Origin of the sequence: Cellvibrio chitinivorans, from assembly GCF_035117775.1 — a bacterium.
GTDB lineage: Bacteria > Pseudomonadota > Gammaproteobacteria > Pseudomonadales > Cellvibrionaceae > Cellvibrio > Cellvibrio chitinivorans.
In genome coordinates, this window is sequence record NZ_JAYKKN010000001.1 from 126,040 (window position 1) to 140,095 (window position 14,056).

Sequence of the window (14,056 nt, forward strand, 5' to 3'; positions counted from 1 at the left end):
CTCTTGCTATTGCTACTGCTATTGCGCACTTAACCAGTCGACAAGCGCTTTACGCTCAACATCTGTCATCTGATGAAAATTACCGAGCGGCATATAACCAGATGACAAAGCGGGTAAGGCTCTGACTTTTTGCGCTGCAAGTTGATCCGCAGAGTTTAATAAAAGCCCGGCAGGTGGCGCAGTGAAACCCGGCTGAGTCGGCGCAGCTGAATGGCAATTAGTGCAGTGTACTTGTACCAAATGGGTAATTTTTTCTTGCTCGCTTACCGTTATTGCACCAGCATCTGCATTCACAGCCACTTGTGCAGATGTATTTTCAATTGCTGCAGTTTTTGTGCTGCTCACTTTTGCATTACTGGCGAGCGACATCATCCAACCGATAAAAATGAGCGCGATCAAACTGGTAACCAAAATATAAGGTTTAACAACACCCAAATGTTTCAGGTTAAAAAAGTGACGCGCCCATGCCAGCGACAAACCAATCGCCACCAATGCCAACCACGCATACTCGTGACCATAAATAAATGGGTAGTGATTGCTGAGCATGCAAAACACAACCGGCAGCGTTAAATAGTTGTTGTGAGTTGAACGCAATTTAGCGAACGCCATTGCACAAGTATCCGGCGTTTCATTGTTAGTAACAGCCGCGATAAATTTACGCTGTGCGGGCATAATCCCCCAGAACACATTACCTGCCATCCAGGTTGCGATCATTGCACCTATATGCAAATAGGCTGCGCGCGGTGAAAACAAACAATGCGCAAGGTAACTCGCTGAACCAATTAACAAGAGCAATACAAACGCAAACGCCAAACCGTTTTTAACCAAAGGCGTACGCAACAGCAACTCATAAATCAGTTGTGCGCCGAGTAAAAAACTGATGCTCGCAACTACAGCCAAACCCGGCGATTGAATTAACGTGTTGTACCCAACAAGATAGGTTTGCGCTTGCAGGTAGTACATTAAAATTAATAAGCCGGTTCCACTGAGCCAGGTGCTGTAAGCCTCCCATTTAAACCAGTGCAATTTTTGCGGCATCACCTGCGGGCGCAAACTGTATTTAGCGACTTCATAAATACCGCCGCCATGAATCGCCCACAAATCACCTTTTACACCCTGCTCCGCTTTCCATTTTGGTGGCTCACGTAAACTTAAATCCAGCCAAATAAAATAAAAGGATGCTCCAATCCAGGCGATAGCAGCGACCACATGAAAAAAACGAAACGCAAGATTGAACCACTCTAAAATCAAACCGTCCATTGCAGTACTCCTTGCGCAGCTTCTTTACGTTCAAACGCGAGCTTACCCATAATGTAAGTACGCGCGATATTGTGCTCGTCGCCCAATGTCATTAACGCAAATAATTTTTCCGATAGCGTTTTCGTGTGTTGCTGCCGCATGGCTTGCAATGGTGTTGCACCTAAATTGATAAGAATAAAATCCGCTTCTTTCCCCCGCTCAAAATTGCCAATGCAATTATCCAATTGCAGAGCACGTGCATTACCCAATGTCGCCATATAAAACCCTTTTAGTGAATGCAGATTTTGCCCTTGCAGCTGCAACACTTTATAAGCTTCAGCCAGTGTGCGCAGTTGTGAAAAGCTGGTACCACCGCCTACATCAGTTGCCAAACTAACTGGAACTCCCGCACCCTCCAAGCGTGCCATATCCAGCAAACCACTACCTAAAAACAAATTCGATGTCGGACAAAATGCAATGCCCGATTGCGTTTGCGCCAAACGTTCAACCTCACGTTCACTCAAATGAATGCCGTGACCAAATACACTGCGCGAGCCGAGCAAACCGTAGTGATCGTAAACATCCAAATAATCGACCGCGGTGGGATAGAGCGATTTAATCCACTCTATTTCCTGATGATTTTCCGAGAGATGGGTTTGCAAATAGAGATCGGGATAATCGCGATATATTTGCCCAGTCACTGCCAATTGTTCCGGTGTACTGGTCGGTGCAAAACGCGGAGTCAGTGCATAACTCAAACGCTGTTGCTTATGCCACTGCTCAATTAATTTTCGGCAATCGCTATCGCTGCTTGCGGGTGTATCAAGCAATCCCGGCGGTGCATGGCGATCCATCATCACCTTACCGGCGATCATACGCAGGTTCATTTTTGCGGCAGTCTCAAAAAATGCCTGAGTGGATTGCGCAAAAACAGTGGTGTACACCATTGCCGTAGTAGTGCCGTTTTGCAGCAGGAATTTTAAAAAAGCATCGGCGGCGACGGCTGCAAATTCCGGATCGGAAAATTGCAGCTCGGTGGGAAAGGTGTAGTTGTTTAACCAATCCAATAGTTGCTCACCGTAGGAGGCGATTACGCTGGTTTGCGGATAGTGAATATGGCTATCAATAAAACCGGGCATTAATAAGTGATCGGGAAAGTGTTCACACTCACTCAGGTCAACACCCTGTTGTGCCATAAGCTGTGCATCACCCAAGGCTTTTACGCGGCCGTTTTCGACCAGTAGCACACCATCTTCAAAATACTCAATACCGGCGCCGGTTGACGGATCTGGCATCCCCGTAAAATGTAAAACCTTGGCGCGAAATGCGCGAACATCAGAAGCACTCATAAACAGCCTTAACGACACAATAACGAAATAATTTTTTTAAAACCTTGAAAATCAAATCTTACTTAAACCGAATCAACTACCTCGGTAAGTTGAATAACCATAAGCGTTAAGCAAGAGCGGAATGTGATAATGAGTTTGGGTTTTATCTGCCTGAAAACTGATTTTCACTTCAGGATAAAAGCTGCTGCGCCCCTGCTGCGCGTACCAATCACCTACCGCAAACTTCAAGTGATAAATATCGTCTTGCAGTTCAAAGCTTTCATCCCAATTCATGATGCGGCCATCGTCATCGGTAACACCACTGGCGATGGCAAAGCCGCCGCTGGATTTATGTAAACTCACGCGCACATGTGCAGCCGGCTTACCAGTTTCAAGGTTGAGAATATGGGTAGTGATTGCTGCTTTACTCATAACCGTTTTACTCTTTTTCATTATCGATCAGTTTGGCAAGACGCAATTGGGTGATCTTGCCCTGCTCGCGAGCACCATTGCTCAATTCAATTCCACGCGCGTTTTCAATTCTGCCTTTCAGCAAAGCCAGCATTTCTTCTGCTGACTTGCCACTGGCGCAGACGATAAAAATAAAGCCGTTTTTTTCTTCATAGGTTTTATTCAGTTGGTACAGTTCCTGAATCACCGTTTCGCTCGCCTGCAATACCTGCCCCTGCTCTTGCGTTGCGCGACCGGCGTAGCGCGAGCGCAACAATTCAATATCGCCGATGCGTGCGTGGCCAGAAAATGCTTCCAAAATTTCGGCTTCATTTGCCCTACCCCACACTTGCTGCGCATATTTCTGCAACTCTTCAATACTTGCAAATGGCCGCAAAGCACTCACAGCTTCTGCCCAGGTCTGACAGTGACAGCAGCCGTAAAGTGCACTCACTGCATCTACCGCTGGTAAAAAATTAAATTCTTCTAATTGCATTGGCAGGCAACCTATCAATTAATTTATTCACACAAAATGTGAGTTGCTTGTTTAGTTTGCAGTAAGGTTTTAATTTCACGCCATGAACTGGATTGCGCGCGGTTGTCTGGTGTATTTTGGTAATAGAGACTTTGCAATTGCGCGGCAATGGAAACAGCAACTTCCATTGGCAACTTGCCTTTTACTTCCGGCAAACCAATCGGGCTGTACATATTGTCGATCGCCATACTGCTAAAACCGGCATCGCTTAAACGCTTGCGAAAGCGCAGCGCTTTGGTTTGCGAGCCAATCAACCCCAAGTAGCCCCAGTTTTTTTCTGGCCCGCTGCGTAAGAATTCACTGCACAAAGAAAAATCCAACGCGTGGTCGTGTGTAAAAATCACCGACCAACATTGCTCTGGCAATTGTGCAATTGCCTGTACCGGATCCGCATGGAATTCGTAGTTGCAATTAGCAGGCAACGGTTGCGTCATTAATTCCGGGCGATTATCGATAACCCGCACCTGGCATGGTAAGCCCGCAAGAATCGCCACCAGCGACTGACACACATGCCCCGCACCGAAGAGTGCAATCTGCCATTGGCAAGATGCAAAAGATTCCAACATCACAGTGACATTGCCGCCGCAACACTGCGCAGCTTCTGCGGCAAGTGGAATCGCTTTTAGCAACTGACAGGTTTTGTTTTGCGCAATCAACTCACGCGCCTGCTGCACTAATAAAAATTCCAGCTGGCCACCGCCGATGGTGTCGTAAGTGGTATCGGCAGTGATCACCATTTTGCTGCCTCCGTCGCGCGGTGTTGACCCTTGCGTGTTGATCACTGTTGCGATCACATAAGCGCCACCTGCTTGTTGGCAGTGTTGAATTGCATTTGACCAGCTGAGTAATGCCATGACTATTGCTCCTTATTAAAAGCAGCGCATTCTTGTAACGCCCAGAAAACTCGCTCGGGTGTTGCAGGCGTATCCAAACGTGGACTAAATTGATAATTTGCAATGCTGCTGCAGGCATCACGCAATGCAGCCCATACGGAAATCGCCAACATCAACGGCGGCTCACCCACGGCTTTGGATAAGTGAATGGTGTTTTCCAAATTGGGCTCGTCGAACAATTCCACATTAAATTGTTCCGGCACATCAAATGCCGTGGGAATTTTGTAATTGGCCGGGCTGTTGGAAATAATGCGGCCTTTGTCATCCCACAATAATTCTTCAGTGGTAAGCCAGCCCATACCTTGAATAAATCCACCTTCAATTTGGCCAATATCAATTGCCGGATTTAATGACTTGCCCACATCGTGCAGCACATCAATGCGATCCACTTTGTATTCACCGGTTAAACAATCGATAGTCACTTCACTCACCGATGCACCATTGGCGAAATATAAAAAGGGCTGACCTTTGGCAGTTTCGCGGTTGTAGTGAATTTTTGGCGTGCGATAGTGACCCGTTGCAGAAAGCGCAACACGATTTAAATAGGCGAGCTTGATAAACGCAGGGAAATCCAATTGCTGATCGCCCAATACAACCAGATCATTTCCAAACTGAATTTGTTTAGCCGTGAGATTGAAATGCTCACAAGCAAAGGCAATTAAATCGGCTTTGATGCGATCGCAGGCATCTTTCGCAGCCATACCATTTAAGTCAGTACCGGATGAAGCCGCAGTAGGCGAAGTGTTAGGGACTTTATCGGTGCGGGTGGATGTCACCATTACTCGCGCAACATTTACTCCAAAAGCACTGGCAACAATTTGCTGGATTTTGGTGTAAAGCCCCTGCCCCATTTCAGTTCCACCGTGACTGATTAACATGCTGCCATCGGTGTAAATATTTAACAGTGCACCCGCTTGGTTGAGATGTTTGGCGGTAAAGGAAATACCAAATTTTACCGGCGTGAGCGCCAAGCCTTTTTTCAGTTGGCGATGGGTTTTATTAAATTCAGTAATAGCTGCACGGCGCGCGCGGTAATCAGAACTTTTTTCCAGGCGTTCAATTATAGCCGGCAACATGTGCTGTTCGATTTTTTGACCGTAGGGTGTTTCATCGGCACCGGGTTGATATAAATTTATTTTGCGCACGTCGAGCGGATCTTTACCCAATTTGCGCGCTATATCTTCCATCAGAGTTTCAATCGCCATCATGCCTTTGGGGCCACCGAAGCCGCGAAATGCAGTGTTAGAAACCGTGTGGGTTTTGCAGCGCAAACCGAGAATGCGCGCATTATTTAAAAAGTAGGCATTGTCAGCATGGAACATAGCGCGGTCGACAATACCTTCGGATAGATCCGGCGAGAATCCACATTTGCCCGCGAGCAACATATCAACGCCGAGCAGTTTGCCGTCGTTATCAAAACCTACACGCCAGCGATTTAAAAAATCGTGACGTTTACCGGTTTGAATCATGTCATCGCGGCGCGGCATACGATAGCGCACCGGAACGCGATTGCGTTTTGCAAAGAGCGCCGCCATACAGGCAAGTGGCGCCGCCTGACTTTCTTTACCACCAAAACCGCCGCCCATACGGCGCACTTCCGCAACCACTTTGTGAAACGGAATCGCTAACGCTTCAGCAACTAATTTTTGAATTTCAGTGGGATGCTGCGATGAACTAATCACGTGAATGCCGCCGTCTTCAGTCAAGCGCGCTTCACTTATTTGGCCTTCAAGATAAAAATGTTCCTGCCCGCGCACATAAATTTCACCAGTTAATTGATGTGGTGCCGATTCGATATTTGCATCCGGGTCGCCTTGCAATAACTGATGTTGCGGCAGCACAAAACTTTGCGCAGCGAGAGAATCCTCTACCGTTAATTGCGCAGGCAAATCTTCATAAGTAATTTTTGCCAAGAGCGCGGCGCGCTGGGCGGCGGCAAAACTGGTCGCGGCCACGGCAAAAATTGGTTGGCCGATAAATTCAACAATGTCGCCCGCGAGCAACGGATCGCCTGCATAAACCGGTGCGACATCTACCTTGCCGGGAATATCGTCTTGCACAATCACATCGACTACACCGGGCGCAGCTTTTACCGCCGATAAATCAATCGCAATAATACGCGCATGAGGTTTGGTGGACTGGCCAGTAGCGACAAATAAAGTGCCGGGCAACAGTGGTAAATCATCGACATATTCCGCAGCGCCGCGCACATGTTTGTGTGCGGATTCATGGGCGATGGAATGACCAACGCCACCATTGCCAATATCATTTTTTATAGCGGGTGATAATTCGGCATTAACAACGACTCTACGCATGATCAAACAACCTCTCTTCAATCACAGTGCCGGAGGCTTCGGCGGCAAATTCATAACAGGCTTTTTTGAGCAGATTGCAGGCCATCGCCATGCGGTAGGCTGCACTCGCGCGCACATCGGTCATAGGTGCAAATTCACTGCGCAATAAATCGCAGGCTTGTTCAAGCAGGGCTTCATCGACCACACCTGAATCACACCATGACTGCGCCGATAAAAACTGTTCAGTCGCCGTCGCACGTTTGGGAATACCCGCCATACCGCCGAAAGCGATTTTGAATCCGTCGTCACTCCAACAGAACGCGCCCATTACTGCGGAGATATCATCTTCATAGCGTTTGCTGACTTTGAATAATTTCAGCGGTTTATTCAGATTTGCACGGGCGATGCGAATGCGCGCGATATATTCGCCCTGCGCCAGCGTGGTTTTTTTGTAGTCGTGATAAAAATTCGCGAGCGCCTCAATACGAGTTGCACCACTGCTATTCACAATTTCCAACTCAGCATCCAACACCAATAAATAAGGTGGTGAATCAGCGATAGGCGAAGCGTTGGCGATATTGCCGCCGAGCGTGCCGCGGTTGCGAATCTGGCGTGAGCCCAAGCGACCGAGCAGCGCGATAAACTCAGGTGAAAGCGATTTAAGTGTTTGCTCAATTTGGCGATAGGTTGCGGCAGCGCCAATCACTACCACATCGTCACTAATTTCGATTTGATTGAGGCTGGCGATACGGCTCAGATCTATTAGCTGCGGCAGGGATTTATAGAGCTGGGTGACTTCCAGTATCAAATCGGTTCCACCTGCCACTAAACGCGCTTGAGGATTCGTGGCAAATAGCGCTTGCAGTTCAGATTCGGTTTTAGGCTGCCAAAAACGACTTTCGCCAGCAGACAGGATTTTGCACGAAGCCTCGCTAGACTCGTCATCTGTGCTCGCTAAAGGTGCATCCGGGTCCCACTCTTGCACAAAACTGGCCACTTGGTTAGGTTTTTTAAGAGCTGCAATTCCCGCCTCCACAATCGGGCGATAACCGGTGCAACGGCATAAATTTCCCGAAATAGCATCGAGTACAGCGGCGCGTTGAATGGCGGAATCTGCACCGGCCAGCTCGTCACCCGATGTGGCATGCAAGGCCGTCAGCGACATCACAAAACCGGGGGTACAAAAACCACATTGGGAGCCGTGGCATTCAACCATCGCCGCCTGTACCGGATGCAAATCTGCCCCCTCTGCCGCTAGCCCATCCACCGTGAAAACACTGCAGCCATGCAGGCTGCCGAGCGGGCAGATGCAGGCATTTACTGCGATATAAGCCGCGCTGTGCCCCTCGTCATTACGCGCCACCATGACCGTACAGGCGCCGCAGTCACCCGAGGCACAACCCTCTTTGGTGCCGACTAAATGTTGTTGGCTGCGGAGGTACTGCAGCAGCGTCATATCCGCTGCGGCATCATCCACCTCAACCTGTTTATTGTTCACCACAAACTGCACTGATTTTCCTCCTGCAGATCGATTTATCGCCATTACTTGTTTATAGCAGTTGGTAATAGCCGATATCTGCCAATCTGGTTCATTTCGCCCTTGTTCAGGCATTGCTAACTCCTACGTTAATACCTACAAAGCAAAAGTCTGGCCAAGCAGACAATTTTTTATCGGCTTTTTGCAAAAGCAGGGTTTATCGGGTCGCTGGCACACAAATTGCTCTGGCTTGAATATCTTTTTGTCCAGTTAGTCAGGTTTATAAACAGATGTCAGAAAAAAAGGCGATGCGCCTTGAACTACTCTCCTTAACCAAGGCTTACCCCGGCTGCATTGCGAATGATGCGGTCAGCTTGCAGGTAAGAGCGGGCGAGATACACGCACTGCTGGGTGAAAATGGCGCAGGTAAAAGCACCTTGATGAAAATGATCTACGGTGTAGTAAAGCCCGACTCGGGGCAAATGCAGTGGAATGAACGGGAGATCAGCATCAGCGGCCCGGCGCACGCGCGCCAACTGGGCATGGGCATGGTGTTTCAACACTTCTCACTGTTTGAAACCCTGACTGTTACCGAAAATATCGCGCTCTATTTAACGCCAGCGGAATACGGCACGCTCGATAAATTGCGCGAGCGCATTATCGCCGTGGGCGATGAATACGGCCTCGCCATCAACCCCGACCGCTTGGTTCACAGTCTCTCGGTTGGCGAGCAACAGCGCGTAGAAATTATTCGCTGTCTGCTGCAAGACATCCAATTACTGATCCTCGATGAACCCACGGCGGTGCTCACACCACCCGAGGTGACGCAGCTTATCGACGTGCTCAAAAAGCTTGCGCGCAAAGGGTGCAGCATTTTGTTTATCTCGCACAAATTGCACGAAGTGAATGCACTCTGCGACAAGGCCACCATTCTGCGTGGCGGCAAAGTGACCGGCACCTGTATTCCCAGCGAAACCACGCCAGCGCAAATGGCGCGGCTGATGCTGGGCGATGATTTAACCCTGCAAGATTCCATGCCCGCTGGTACTGCGGGCGAGTGCCGTTTGGCGCTCCAGCAGATCGAAGTAAAACCTCATGATGCCTTTGCGATTCACCTGCAAGACATCAACCTGCAACTCCATGCCGGTGAAATCCTCGGCCTCGCCGGTGTCGCTGGTAACGGGCAGGATGAGCTGGTGGATTTGATCAACGGCGAACTGGCCAGCGACAACGGCAATCTGATTCTGGATGGGCGCGATATCGGCAAAAGTGGCGTGCAGCAGCGCCGCAATCTGGGCATGGCGGTGGTTCCCGCCGATCGTATCGGGCGCGGCGCACTGGGCAATATGAGCCTGACCGAAAACAATCTGCTCACCAGCTACATCAACCAGACTGGCAAAGGCGGCTGGCTCGATTGGCCAATGATTCGCGCGCGTGCCGCCGACATCATCGAACGCTTTAAAGTCAAAGCGACAGGTGCGGCAGCGAGCGCTAAAAGTCTCTCGGGCGGCAACCTGCAAAAATTCATTATCGGCCGCGAAATTATGCAAAGCCCTAAAGTGCTGGTGTGCTTCCACCCGACATGGGGTGTGGATGTTGGCGCCGCTAACCTGATCCATCAGGAGCTGATCAAATTGCGCGACCAAGGCGCAGCCATTTTGGTGATCAGCGAAGATTTGGATGAACTCTATTTATTGGCGGATCGCCTCGGTGCTCTGTGCGGCGGGCGTTTGTCACCTTTGGCGCCCAAGTCAGAAGTCCCGCTCGGCCAGCTCGGCCAGTGGATGACCGGCGAATTCGGCGCCGATATCACCACTCGTGCGGAGGTGACTCATGCGCATTGAGAAACGTCTGCAAGATTCAAAATTGATGGTCTATTTGTCGCCATTGCTCGCACTCGTGCTGACGGTGGTATCGGGCGCGCTGCTGTTTGCACTGCTGGGAAAACCACCGTTAGCCAGCCTCTACACCTTCTTTATCGCGCCGATTAGCGATTTGTACGGTCTCTCGGAACTGGCAGTCAAAGTCACACCACTGCTGCTCTGCGCGATTGGTTTGACGCTCTGCTTCAAAGCCAAAATCTGGAACATTGGTGCGGAAGGTCAGTTTGTGTTTGGCGCCTTGATCGGCGGTGCAGTGAGTTTGCAATTGGCCGACAGCGAAGGCTTTTGGGTTCTGCCTGCCATCATCCTCAGCGGCGCCTTGGCGGGTATGGCCTGGGCGGCAATCGCGGCGCTGCTGCTGACACGCTTTAACGCCAACGAAATCCTCACCACCATCATGCTCAATTACATTGCCGTGAACCTGCTGCTGTGGGCGGTACACGGGCCGCTGAAAGATCCAGACGGCCTCAACTTCCCCGAGTCCGCATTGTTTGCCAGCCAGACCATGCTGCCAGTGCTGTTTGAAGATTATCGCGTCACCATCGCGCTGTTTATCGCCCTGTTTATGCTGGTGGTGATTTGGGTAGTGCTCAGCCGCACACTGCTCGGCTTCCAACTGCGGGTGATGGGCGAGAACCACAAGGCCGCGCGTTTTGCCGGATTCAACGGAAAACAACTGATCTGGTTATTGCTATGTTTTAGTGGCGCAATGGCCGGTGTGGCAGCGATTTCCGAAACCAACGGCCCGGTCGGCCAGCTGATTCCTACGCTCTCGCTCGGTTATGGCTATGCCGCGATTATCGTGGTGTTTATGGGGCGTATGCATCCGTTTGGAATCCTGCTCGCCAGCTGCTTGTTAGGACTTACTTACCTCGGCGGCGAGATGGCGCAACTGGATCAAAATCTGCCCAAGTCAATTACCGGATTATTCCAAGGCATGCTGCTGTTTTATCTGCTCGCCTGCGATCTGCTGATCAGTTACCGCTTGGTACCCAATTCGCCCACCAAAACTGCCGCTCTCGACAGCGCAAATTAGGCATGTGTTATGGACATTAGTTTGATAGAAAACATTCTCTTCGCCATGGTGCGCACCGGTACGCCGCTGTTGTTAGTGGCGCTGGGCGCGATGATGTCGGAGCGCTCCGGCGTGTTAAATCTCGGCCAGGAAGGCATGATTCTGGTCGGCGCCGCCTGCGGATTTATTGCCGCCTATGCCGGTGGCAGCCTTGGCCTTGGTGTGCTTGCAGCGGTTGCGGCTGGCGTCGCGGTATCGCTGGTGTTTGCCTTTATCGCGCTGACACTTATCTCCAATCAGGTCGCCACTGGCCTTGCACTCACGATTTTCGGCACCGGCTTGAGCGCCTTTCTCGGCGCGGCTTACGTCGGCCAAACCGTCACCGGTTTTGCACCCGTCGCCATTCCGCTACTGAGCGATATTCCACTGATCGGCAAAGCCCTGTTTGCACAGGATGCGCTGGTCTATCTCTCGCTGGTTTTATTCGTCGCCGTATTTGTGGTGATGCGCTATACCCGCTTGGGATTAATTATTCGCGCCGTGGGCGAAAACCCCGATGTCGCCCATGCGCTAGGCTACAAAGTATTGCTGGTACGCTACTGCGCAGTCATGTTCGGCGGCGCTATGGCCGGTTTGGCGGGCGCCTATTTGTCGCTCGCTTATACGCCCATGTGGGCGGAAGGTATCGCCGCTGGGCGCGGTTGGATTGCACTGGCGCTGGTGGTATTCGCCAGCTGGCGCACCGAACGCATTCTGCTCGGCGCATGGCTGTTTGGTTTCGCCAGTATTTTGCATTTGCTGCTGCAGGGTTATGGTTACGAAATATCGCCCAACCTGCTCGCCATGTTGCCTTACTTGGTCACGATTATCGTGTTGGTGATGATGATGTATCGCCAGCAAAATCAGGGCTTGTTTGCACCGCGCTCACTCGGGCAGCCCTATCATCCGCCCAAATAAATAATTGTCATCGATTTGCACGTTAAAAAATTAAACACTACCAGAGGAAAAGTTATGGCTTCGCCCATCCGTAAAATAGTTAGCAGTTTAATTGGTGTTACCGCCGCATCACTCTTGAGCATGAGTGCCAGTGTTTTTGCTGATCCATTAAAAGTTGGCTTTGTGTATGTAAGCCCGATTGGCGATGCCGGTTGGACTTACCAACACGATGAAGCGCGCAAAATTGTGCAGAAAGAATTTGGCGATAAAATCGAAACCACATTTGTAGAAAGTGTTGCTGAAGGTGCGGACGCCGAGCGCGTGATTCGCAATATGGCATCACGCGGATACGATCTGATTTTCACCACCTCATTTGGTTACATGAACCCCACCATCAAAGTGGCGAAAATGTTTCCCAAAGTAAAATTTGAACACGCCACCGGCTACAAAACTGCCGCAAACGTCGGCGCTTATGAAGCGCGCGATTACGAAGGCCGCTTCCTCGCCGGAATGGTTGCTGGTGCCATGACTAAAAAAGGGGTTATCGGTTATGTCGGCGCCTTTCCGATTCCAGAAGTGATTCGCGGCATCAATTCCTTTATGCTCGGCGCGCAAGCGGTTAACCCCGATGTAAAAATGAAAGTGGTTTGGGTAAACACCTGGCACGACCCAGCAAAAGAACGTGAAGCGGCAGACAGTTTGGTACTTCAAGGTGCCGATGTACTCACCATGCACACCGACTCAGCCGCAGTGATTCAAGCAGCAGAAGCCAAGGGCATATACTCCGTTGGTTTTAACTCGGACATGAGCGCCTACGGCCCTAAAACCCATTTGACTTCATCGACCCAACACTGGGAGAGCATCTACAGCGCGAAGATCAAAGCGGTGATGGATGGCAGTTGGAAATCGGAAAAAATTTGGGACGGTTTGAAAGAAGGTGCAGTACAACTTTCGCCAATCAATCCAGTCGTACCGAAAGAAATTGTTGCAAAAGTAGATGCCTATAAAGCAGAAATCATCGCCGGCACTCGCGCAGTTTACCAAGGTCCGATTTACGATCAGGCAGGTGAGTTAAAAGTCGCCGAAGGTAAAACCCTGAGCGATGAAGAATTGCATCAACAAAACTGGTATGTAAAAGGTATCGACGGAAAAATTCCAAAATAATTTTATCTACCGAAATGCGGCATCACTGCTAACAGTAACCGCAGTGATGCCGCGATACAAAATCTCGTAAATACAACAGTGTCCATTAACGGTAATAGCAAGAATAAGGCAGCAAGACTATGGTGACGAAAAAAGCGGAAGCAACGGCCGACTTTAATCCAACCGAAACGCCCACCGGAAAATATAAACCCGGGAAAATTCGCGATCGCAATCTGACGAACATTATCAATGCGGCGGAAGAAGAATTTGTACAAAACGGTTTTCGCGGTGCGAGCATTCAAAATATCGCCGACCGCGCAGGCATCCCCAAAGCCAATGTGCATTACTACTTTAAAAGCAAAGATAATTTGTATGTAACGGTGCTCGATAACATTATTAATTTATGGAACGACGTACTCGGTGAAATTACTGTGGATGATGATCCGGCTGAAGTGCTCGACCGTTTTATCCGCAAAAAAGTAGAACTGTCTTACACCCATCCACGCGCATCCAAATTGTATGCAATGGAAATGATTCAGGGCGCGCCGCATTTAAAAGGCTATATCCGCACCGAGATGCGCCAGTTTGTGCGCGGCATCGCGCAAATTATTGAACAGTGGATTGAGCAGGGGCGCATGGATAAAGTCGATCCTATGCATTTGATTTTTTTGATCTGGTCATCCACCCAACACTACGCCGACTTCGATGTAAAAATTCTGACGGTAATGAACCGCGCCGAATACGAAGCGGACATGATCAAAGAAATCTCTGATTTCTTAAGCCAGATGATTTTAAAAGGCTGCGGATTAACAGCGCCCGTTCAAGCAGAACCAGAACTGGAAACCATCAACTAATTTTTCCCA

At 49.9% G+C, this 14,056-nt stretch carries 12 protein-coding genes; 5 read left to right on the plus strand and 7 right to left on the minus strand.

What is annotated here, in order from left to right:
* Positions 1-18 precede the first annotated feature (18 nt).
* The 7 genes from SPL68_RS00555 to xdhA form a co-directional block, all read right to left on the minus strand.
* A complete protein-coding gene (locus SPL68_RS00555; protein ID WP_323813112.1) occupies positions 19-1,260 on the minus strand; it encodes a urate hydroxylase PuuD in 1,242 nt (413 codons plus the stop codon).
* Positions 1,248-2,588, minus strand: a complete 1,341-nt coding sequence (gene guaD, locus SPL68_RS00560) for a guanine deaminase (protein WP_323813113.1) — start codon at positions 2,586-2,588, stop codon at positions 1,248-1,250. The genes SPL68_RS00555 and guaD overlap by 13 nt, the downstream gene beginning before the upstream one ends.
* A 72-nt stretch (positions 2,589-2,660) precedes the next feature.
* Positions 2,661-2,999, minus strand: a complete 339-nt coding sequence (uraH, locus tag SPL68_RS00565) for a hydroxyisourate hydrolase (protein WP_323813114.1) — start codon at positions 2,997-2,999, stop codon at positions 2,661-2,663.
* A gap of 7 nt (positions 3,000-3,006) precedes the next feature.
* Positions 3,007-3,513 carry a 2-oxo-4-hydroxy-4-carboxy-5-ureidoimidazoline decarboxylase gene (gene uraD / locus SPL68_RS00570; protein WP_323813115.1) on the minus strand — a complete coding sequence of 169 codons (507 nt, stop codon included), beginning with the start codon at positions 3,511-3,513 and terminating at the stop codon, positions 3,007-3,009.
* 23 nt (positions 3,514-3,536) lie between these two features.
* Positions 3,537-4,406: a xanthine dehydrogenase accessory protein XdhC gene (gene xdhC / locus SPL68_RS00575; protein WP_323813116.1), complete on the minus strand. Its 870-nt coding sequence runs from the start codon at positions 4,404-4,406 to the stop codon at positions 3,537-3,539.
* A gap of 2 nt (positions 4,407-4,408) precedes the next feature.
* Complete coding sequence (xdhB, locus tag SPL68_RS00580) at positions 4,409-6,760, minus strand: xanthine dehydrogenase molybdopterin binding subunit (protein WP_323813117.1); 2,352 nt, start codon at positions 6,758-6,760, stop codon at positions 4,409-4,411.
* A complete protein-coding gene (xdhA, locus tag SPL68_RS00585) occupies positions 6,753-8,351 on the minus strand; it encodes a xanthine dehydrogenase small subunit (RefSeq protein WP_323813118.1) in 1,599 nt (532 codons plus the stop codon). The genes xdhB and xdhA overlap by 8 nt, the downstream gene beginning before the upstream one ends.
* Positions 8,352-8,506: 155 nt before the next feature.
* Between xdhA and SPL68_RS00590 the strand changes: the two genes are divergently transcribed.
* From SPL68_RS00590 to SPL68_RS00610, 5 genes are all read left to right on the plus strand, one after another.
* Entirely contained in the window at positions 8,507-10,060 is a 1,554-nt protein-coding gene (locus SPL68_RS00590) for an ABC transporter ATP-binding protein (protein ID WP_323813119.1), read from the plus strand.
* Positions 10,050-11,135 (plus strand): ABC transporter permease, encoded by a 1,086-nt coding sequence (locus SPL68_RS00595; protein WP_323813120.1) that lies wholly within the window; start codon positions 10,050-10,052, stop codon positions 11,133-11,135. Before SPL68_RS00590 ends, SPL68_RS00595 begins: the two co-directional genes overlap by 11 nt.
* Positions 11,136-11,144: 9 nt before the next feature.
* Positions 11,145-12,071: an ABC transporter permease gene (locus SPL68_RS00600; RefSeq protein ID WP_323813121.1), complete on the plus strand. Its 927-nt coding sequence runs from the start codon at positions 11,145-11,147 to the stop codon at positions 12,069-12,071.
* 54 nt (positions 12,072-12,125) lie between these two features.
* A complete protein-coding gene (locus SPL68_RS00605; protein ID WP_323813122.1) occupies positions 12,126-13,214 on the plus strand; it encodes a BMP family ABC transporter substrate-binding protein in 1,089 nt (362 codons plus the stop codon).
* A 119-nt stretch (positions 13,215-13,333) separates the two neighbouring features.
* Positions 13,334-14,047 carry a TetR/AcrR family transcriptional regulator gene (locus SPL68_RS00610; RefSeq protein WP_323813123.1) on the plus strand — a complete coding sequence of 238 codons (714 nt, stop codon included), beginning with the start codon at positions 13,334-13,336 and terminating at the stop codon, positions 14,045-14,047.
* Positions 14,048-14,056: the final 9 nt, after the last annotated feature.

Bases quoted from the DNA above. Each gene is read 5' to 3' on its own strand.
- SPL68_RS00605 (WP_323813122.1), top strand. From the start codon at position 12,126: ATGGCTTCGCCCATCCGTAAAATAGTTAGCAGTTTAATTGGTGTTACC.
- SPL68_RS00555 (WP_323813112.1), bottom strand. From the start codon at position 1,260: ATGGACGGTTTGATTTTAGAGTGGTTCAATCTTGCGTTTCGTTTTTTT.
- guaD (WP_323813113.1), bottom strand. From the start codon at position 2,588: ATGAGTGCTTCTGATGTTCGCGCATTTCGCGCCAAGGTTTTACATTTT.
- SPL68_RS00600 (WP_323813121.1), top strand. From the start codon at position 11,145: ATGGACATTAGTTTGATAGAAAACATTCTCTTCGCCATGGTGCGCACC.
- SPL68_RS00595 (WP_323813120.1), top strand. From the start codon at position 10,050: ATGCGCATTGAGAAACGTCTGCAAGATTCAAAATTGATGGTCTATTTG.
- SPL68_RS00610 (WP_323813123.1), top strand. From the start codon at position 13,334: ATGGTGACGAAAAAAGCGGAAGCAACGGCCGACTTTAATCCAACCGAA.
- xdhA (WP_323813118.1), bottom strand. From the start codon at position 8,351: ATGCCTGAACAAGGGCGAAATGAACCAGATTGGCAGATATCGGCTATT.
- xdhB (WP_323813117.1), bottom strand. From the start codon at position 6,760: ATGCGTAGAGTCGTTGTTAATGCCGAATTATCACCCGCTATAAAAAAT.
- uraH (WP_323813114.1), bottom strand. From the start codon at position 2,999: ATGAGTAAAGCAGCAATCACTACCCATATTCTCAACCTTGAAACTGGT.
- uraD (WP_323813115.1), bottom strand. From the start codon at position 3,513: ATGCAATTAGAAGAATTTAATTTTTTACCAGCGGTAGATGCAGTGAGT.
- xdhC (WP_323813116.1), bottom strand. From the start codon at position 4,406: ATGGCATTACTCAGCTGGTCAAATGCAATTCAACACTGCCAACAAGCA.
- SPL68_RS00590 (WP_323813119.1), top strand. From the start codon at position 8,507: ATGTCAGAAAAAAAGGCGATGCGCCTTGAACTACTCTCCTTAACCAAG.